Annotated in this window: 4 protein-coding genes; 2 read left to right on the forward strand and 2 right to left on the reverse strand. The window is 68.2% G+C overall.

Annotated features, from left to right (window positions below):
• The coding region (locus FVW20_RS09755) for a 2-thiouracil desulfurase family protein (protein ID WP_196609275.1) at positions 1–253 on the forward strand (253 nt) is incomplete at its 5' end.
• A 1488-nt stretch (positions 254–1741) separates the two neighbouring features.
• Positions 1742–1900 (forward strand): hypothetical protein, encoded by a 159-nt coding sequence (locus tag FVW20_RS09760; RefSeq protein ID WP_007525600.1) that lies wholly within the window; start codon positions 1742–1744, stop codon positions 1898–1900.
• Positions 1901–2038: 138 nt separating this feature from the next.
• On the opposite strand, the gene FVW20_RS09765 is transcribed toward FVW20_RS09760, so the two are convergent.
• Both FVW20_RS09765 and FVW20_RS09770 read right to left on the reverse strand, forming a co-directional pair.
• Entirely contained in the window at positions 2039–2842 is an 804-nt protein-coding gene (locus FVW20_RS09765) for a DsbA family protein (RefSeq protein ID WP_196609276.1), read from the reverse strand.
• A gap of 348 nt (positions 2843–3190) precedes the next feature.
• Entirely contained in the window at positions 3191–3517 is a 327-nt protein-coding gene (locus tag FVW20_RS09770; protein ID WP_196609277.1) for an AzlD domain-containing protein, read from the reverse strand.
• Positions 3518–3692: the final 175 nt, after the last annotated feature.

Genomic DNA, 3692 nt, shown 5'->3' on the forward strand with positions numbered 1-3692 from the left:
CGGGCGGGCACTGTGCCGCGAGGCCGACGGCGCCCTGTCCGACGCCACGGACGCCTTTGCCAAGGGGGCCGCGGAAGGCGTGCGCCTGGCCCTGCTGGCGGGCTGTACCGAGGCCATCCTGAAGGCGCGCTCGCCTTCGTGCGGGTGCGGACGCATCTACGACGGCACCTTCAACCGGACGCTGGTGACGGGCGACGGCCTGTTCGCCGCCGCCCTGCGCGCTGCGGGCATTACGGTGCGCTGCGACGAATAGCCCGTTCTGGACATCGCGCCGGATGCACCGGGCACGGAACTTCAGAAGCCGGAAGGGGAGCAGTATCCCTTTCCGGCTTCGTCCGTGTCGGATGGGGAGCGGGCAGCCTGCCGCAGGGAGGATGGCGTGCGCAATGCAGCATGCGGGGGGACGCCCCGTGCCCCGACGCTTTCCGTGTCGATGCCGTGTGCCGACGTGCCCCGCAAGTCGGTCGCGCCCGGTATGGCCACATGCACAACAAGGGGGGTGTATGCATTTTGCACACGTGCAGGCCTTTTGTGCAAAAACATGTGCAGCACATTGCACAGCTAAAGTCTGCACATTTTCTCAAAAAATGATAATATACTGAAAATATTTATTTTAACTGTTTGGCACGCCCTGTGCTTATTCCCCCTCAGCGCATGACAACGCTGCCCTTCGCAGAGTGCAAGCCCTAGCCTGATTCCCCTGATCCGGCTGACCGCCGCGACCCGCCGGTCGCGGCGGTCCCCCCCCTCCCCCTCCGGCGCAACGGAGGAATGGCGGAGCGGGACAGGAAGAGGAATGGGACGAGGCGCCCGAAGGCAACCCCCACGTGCGGCCCGGCACGTTCCGGGCGGCAGGGGAACTCCGCGAGACCCTTCGCGGATACGGTGGACGTGTGGCGTCCCGTTCCCCCACCGCTCCTGGCCCCTCTCCGGTTCCCCCTTGCGGAGAAGGGCACGGGCAATGAATTCGCGGCAACGGCCGCCGGGCCAAGGCGACGGCCCGGACGACCGAAGCGATACGGGAGCACCGGCCATACAGCCGCAACGCACCCGCACTGTGCAGGACCGACCTCCTCCTGTCCGCACGGTATCTCCAGCCGGGGGCTTGGAGCCCCCGGAAGCGACCAGCGGTCGCCACGGCGACCGACGACATAGTGCCCAAAGCACACGAGACAGCGACCAGCCCAAACTCCTCCTTCGTTGATGCAGTGACCGCAGGGGCGGCGGGACAGCCCACCCGCCGCCCCCCCTTGCACCCCGGTTTTGCTCCTCCCCTGTTCCCCCTTGTTCCCCCTTGTTCCCATGGACATCCGACCCCCCTTGCGGAGCCCCGGCCACCCTGGCCGGGGTTCTGTTTTGGCGGGGGCAGGTCCCGGGCAGGTGGAGCGGTCGGTGGACGGATGCATGGAAGGGCAGACGCCCCATGGCTGACCATGGCTGCGCATGGATGACAGGCGCCGCCGGGCGTCGAGATGTGGCGGGCTGGCGACGTTCGCAAGTGCCTTTGGGGCCTGTATCGGCCCGGTGGTGTTCGTGGCGGGTCACTTTTTCATGCCCGCGGCCTGCCGGGCTCGCTGTAGCGCCCCAGCGTGTCCTGTTGCGCCCCGGCCCCACCGCGCCCCGTGCCTCCGTCACGTTGACACCGTTCGCCCTGCGCGACTACCATCACGCGGGATTCCGGGGCGTCCGCACGCTGCCGGAGCTTCCGCCCGCAAATCCCCACAGCCCCAGAAGGACAGGCATGGACAGCTACATCGTTCGCGGCATCCTCATCGGCGGTTCCCTCGGCGTGTTCGCGGCGCTGCTGGGCCTTAGCGACAGCATTCCCCGCGCCTTCGGCGTGGGCATGATCGGCGGGTTTCTGGCGGGCATCACCCTGGAACGCCGCCGCCGGAAGTAGCCGCGCCCCACCGTTTCCTTCCGTTTTTCCGCAACGCCATTTCCGCGTCGTGCGCCGCATGGTGCACCGCGCCAACGCAAACGGGCCGCCCCGGCAATGCCGGAGCGGCCCGTGTCGCGTCGTACGCGGTGCGGCCAGCTACTTCTTGGTCTTGGCCGCCGCCTCCAGCGCCATGTCCACGGCGTCGGAGAACAGGTCCAGCGGCAGGGAGCCGCGAATGACCAGGTCGTTGACCAGAAAGTACGGGGTGCCCTGCACGTTCAGGGCGCGGGCCTCGGCCATGTCTTCCTCTATGGAATCCTTGACCTTCTTGCCCTTGATGTCCTGGGCAAGGCGCTTCATGTCCAGCCCGGCCTCGGTGGCGGCCTTCTTGAGGAAGGGTTCACCCTCGCTCATCAGCTTTTCGCGGTCGCGGAACACGGTTTCATAGAACGCCCAGGCCTTCTTGCCGTCCTGCAGGCCCGCGGCCACGTGATATTCGGCGGCGAGGCGCGCGTTGTCGTGGCTGTCCAGCGGCATGTGCTTGAAGACGTAACGCACCTTGTCCTTGTAGTTGGCCAGCAGCAGCTCCATGGTGCCCGCCGCCTGCTGGCAGTACGGGCAGGTGAAGTCGGAGTAGGCCACGATTGTGACAGGCGCGTTGGCCGGGCCGCGCATGGGGCGGCCTTCCAGGTTGGCTTTCTTGGGCTGGGTCAGGTCTGCCTGCCACTGGGCGAGCAGCGCCTTCTTGCGGCGCACGTTGGAACCCTGCTGGGCGATTTCCAGCACGGTTTCGCTGTTGTCGCGCAGCACCTGCATGATCAGTTCGGGATTTTCCTTCAGAAGGTCGCGCAGGGCGGCCTTCAGTTCCTCGTTGGAGGCGGCCTGGGCGGGCGCGGGAACCACCGGGGTGGCGGCAAGGGTCAGCGCCAGCAGCAGGGCAATGAACAGGGTACGGAGCATGCGTGTTCTCCCGGAAAAGGGGGGGATGTGGGCGGGGCAGGCGACGTCGGATGGGCACGTCCGGAACAGGCGGGAGGCCGGGCGAACAGGACGGTGACGGCGCGCGACGGTACCCGCCCCTTCTACACGCGCGCGATTGCGGGGGCAAGTTCGCGGGCGCTTGCCGACGCGGGCGGGCGGAGGGCGGCAGGGGGCAGGCGGGATGACTGGACTGCAATTGAGGCCGGGCGGCGGTGACGACGCGGCAAGGAGGTGTCCGCGCTGCCGCCGCACGCCCGGTCTACCGTCGGGGTGGGGGGGGAGAAGGGGCGGGTGCGGGGTTGTTGGCAACGGGGGCCTGGGTAGCCCCTACGTCATGCCGAAAAACCGTGCACAGGCCACGGCGACCATGCCCACGGCAATGGTGCCGAAGAAGCTGCCTGTGCGCCACGCCACCAGCGTGGCGGGCACGGCGGCCAGCAGGTACAGGTTGTCGGCGGTGATGTGCACGGAGCCCTGTTTCATGATCAGGTCCGGGGCCAGCAGGGCCGCCAGCACCGCAGGCGGCACGAAGGACAGCCAGCGGGTGATGACGGGGTTCAGCTCGCGCTGCGACAGCAGTTGCAGGGGCACGGCGCGGGGGATGTAGGTGACGGCAAGCATGCCGCACAGCATCAGGAAGAAGGTGGTGGTCATGTCCGGTTTCCTCGCGGTGCGCTGCTACAGGGTGGGGGCGCGGCCCGCGCCGTCGGGTTCCGCCAGATCGGGCAGCCCGGCAAGGCCGTCCGGTCCGCCTGGTCCGTCCGGTCCATCCGCTTCGCCCGGCCCGTCCGGCTCGGTCGATGCATCCGCGCAGGCTGTGTTGCGGGCC

This window comes from Nitratidesulfovibrio oxamicus, assembly GCF_015731765.1.
GTDB classification, from domain to species: Bacteria; Desulfobacterota; Desulfovibrionia; order Desulfovibrionales; family Desulfovibrionaceae; genus Cupidesulfovibrio; species Cupidesulfovibrio oxamicus.